The sequence below is a fragment of the Azotobacter armeniacus genome (assembly GCF_054779355.1).
In genome coordinates this window covers 1-1,878 of the sequence record NZ_BAAGYK010000153.1, presented here as the reverse complement: position 1 = coordinate 1,878, position 1,878 = coordinate 1, and the positions used below count along the sequence as shown (strand labels likewise).

Here is a 1,878-nt window from a genome sequence, read left to right as displayed (position 1 = left end):
ATTGCAACCTGCCGCTGACCGGCGTCGGGGTGGTCGACCGCATCATCACCGACCTGGCAGTGCTCGATGTCACCGAACAGGGCCTGAAGCTGGTGGAACTGGCCCCCGGTGTCGGCTTCGACCACCTGCAGGAGATGACGGGCTGCCGCATTCTGGCCTGACCCAGGATCTGGTCGTTCGCGGCTCAGCCCCAGGGCAGTTGCGTGGCAAGCCGCTCATCCAGGGGTTGCCACGCTTATTTTCATGGAAGGCTCTCAAGGCAGTGTCGCTTGCGGCCAAGACTAAGGGAGAGCCAGGGTAGGAAAAGACATCATTCACGGGCTGATCCATCGCCGCAGACGATGGATAACCCGCCCTACTGCACTCCCCCGACAGGCGGCAGCGCACCAGCAGCGGGGTCTTGAAGGTCGCCTCGATGTCGGCGATGCGCTTGCTCAGCGCCGAGGGTGCGATGAACTCGCGCTCGCTGGCGCGGGCGATCGCGCCCTCCTCGCAGACCGCCACGAACAGCCGCAATGAAACCGGATCGACACTCCACATGGACTCGCGTCCTCCGTACGACAGTCATCGGATCGTCACTGTGCCATACGGGCGCCTTCCCACGCCCGTGCCCGGGAAAGGACGGGATCAGCTCGCCGGCCGCAGGACCTCGATCAGCGGTCGCAGCGAATAGCCCAGCTGCGGCGCCAGGGCCTCGGAGCGCGCCAGCAGGCTTTCATGGTCGAGGGACTGGTCGAGGCCGGCAGGCACCAGCAGGATCACGTTGCCTTCCTTCACCGGGCACTCCCAGTAGTGGCGGTGGTAAAGCCCGCGCAGCAATGCGGCGCCTAGGGGCTTGCCGTCCTCCCCGGCCCACTGATTGATGACCAGCCAGCCGCCCGAGTTGAGGCGCCTCTGGCAGTCAGCGAGGAAATTCCACGCCAGATGGGCAACGTTCGGCCCGGTATCCGTATACAGATCGACGAAGATCAGGTCGGCGCTTTCCGCGCTGGGCAGCAGCTCCAGGGCGTCGCCGATACGGATGGTCAACCGCGGGTCGTCGGCGAGGCCCAAGTATTCCATGGCCAGACGCGGCACGTCCGGACGCAGCTCGATGACCTCGACGTCTTCCAGCGGCAGGAAGGCGAGGCAGGCCTCGGTCAGGTTGCCGCCCCCCAGGCCGAGGAATAGCGCACTCTCCGGCGCCTCGTGGCAGAGCGCGCCGAGCAGCATGGCACGAGTGTAGTCGTACTCCAGCCAGCTAGGATCGGTGGTGAACACGCAGCTCTGCTCCACCGCCTCGCCGAATTCGAGAAAGCGGTAGTCACCGACTTCCAGCACGCGGATCAGCCCGAATTCGTCACGCACCTCGGCGAGCAGGCGCTCCTCTTTTTCCATTGCCATCCCCCTGCGATAAGCCGGCTATGTTAACAGCCGCCACGACCTGCGTTCATCGCACGCCACGCTGGCGATCGGTTAACATGTGCGACCATGCCGTAATCCAATCAAGGATCTGATGATGAAGCAGAACTGGAGTCCTGACAGCTGGAGAGTCAAGCCCATCCAGCAGCAACCGGAATACCCCGATGCCATCCATCTCGCCCAGGCGGAGCAGACCCTGGCCGGCTATCCACCGCTGGTCTTCGCCGGCGAGGCGCGCGAGTTGCGCCGACTGTTCGGCGAAGTCAGCCAGGGGCGCGCCTTTCTGCTGCAGGGCGGCGATTGCGCGGAAAGCTTCGCCGAATTCTCCTCGACCAAGATCGCTGACACCTTAAAAGTGCTATTGCAGATGGCGATCGCCATGACCTTCGCCGCCGGCTGTCCGGTGGTCAAGGTGGGGCGCATGGCCGGCCAGTTCGCCAAACCGCGCTCGGCCTGCAGCGAGACCGTCGACGGCGT

Annotated in this window: 2 protein-coding genes and 2 pseudogenes; 2 read left to right on the top strand and 2 right to left on the bottom strand. The window is 64.7% G+C overall.

Annotated features, from left to right (window positions below; all coding sequences use genetic code 11):
* Positions 1-161: pseudogene (locus tag ACYVD0_RS19780) on the top strand (succinyl-CoA--3-ketoacid-CoA transferase); the annotation flags it as partial.
* 232 nt (positions 162-393) lie between these two features.
* Here ACYVD0_RS19780 and ACYVD0_RS19775 read toward each other — a convergent pair.
* Both ACYVD0_RS19775 and ACYVD0_RS19770 read right to left on the bottom strand, forming a co-directional pair.
* A pseudogene (locus ACYVD0_RS19775) lies at positions 394-540 on the bottom strand (helix-turn-helix domain-containing protein); the annotation flags it as partial.
* Positions 541-627: 87 nt separating this feature from the next.
* The gene (locus ACYVD0_RS19770; protein WP_460428387.1) at positions 628-1,383 is read right to left on the bottom strand and encodes a spermidine synthase; all 756 of its coding nucleotides are present in this window, start codon (positions 1,381-1,383) and stop codon (positions 628-630) included.
* A 115-nt stretch (positions 1,384-1,498) separates the two neighbouring features.
* Between ACYVD0_RS19770 and ACYVD0_RS19765 the strand changes: the two genes are divergently transcribed.
* Positions 1,499-1,878 (top strand): 3-deoxy-7-phosphoheptulonate synthase (locus ACYVD0_RS19765; protein WP_460428386.1); only part of this gene is annotated, 380 nt, incomplete at its 3' end.

What these genes read in the sequence shown, in the direction of transcription:
- ACYVD0_RS19770 (WP_460428387.1), bottom strand. Translation starts at nt 1,383, where the DNA reads ATGGCAATGGAAAAAGAGGAGCGCCTGCTCGCCGAGGTGCGTGACGAA.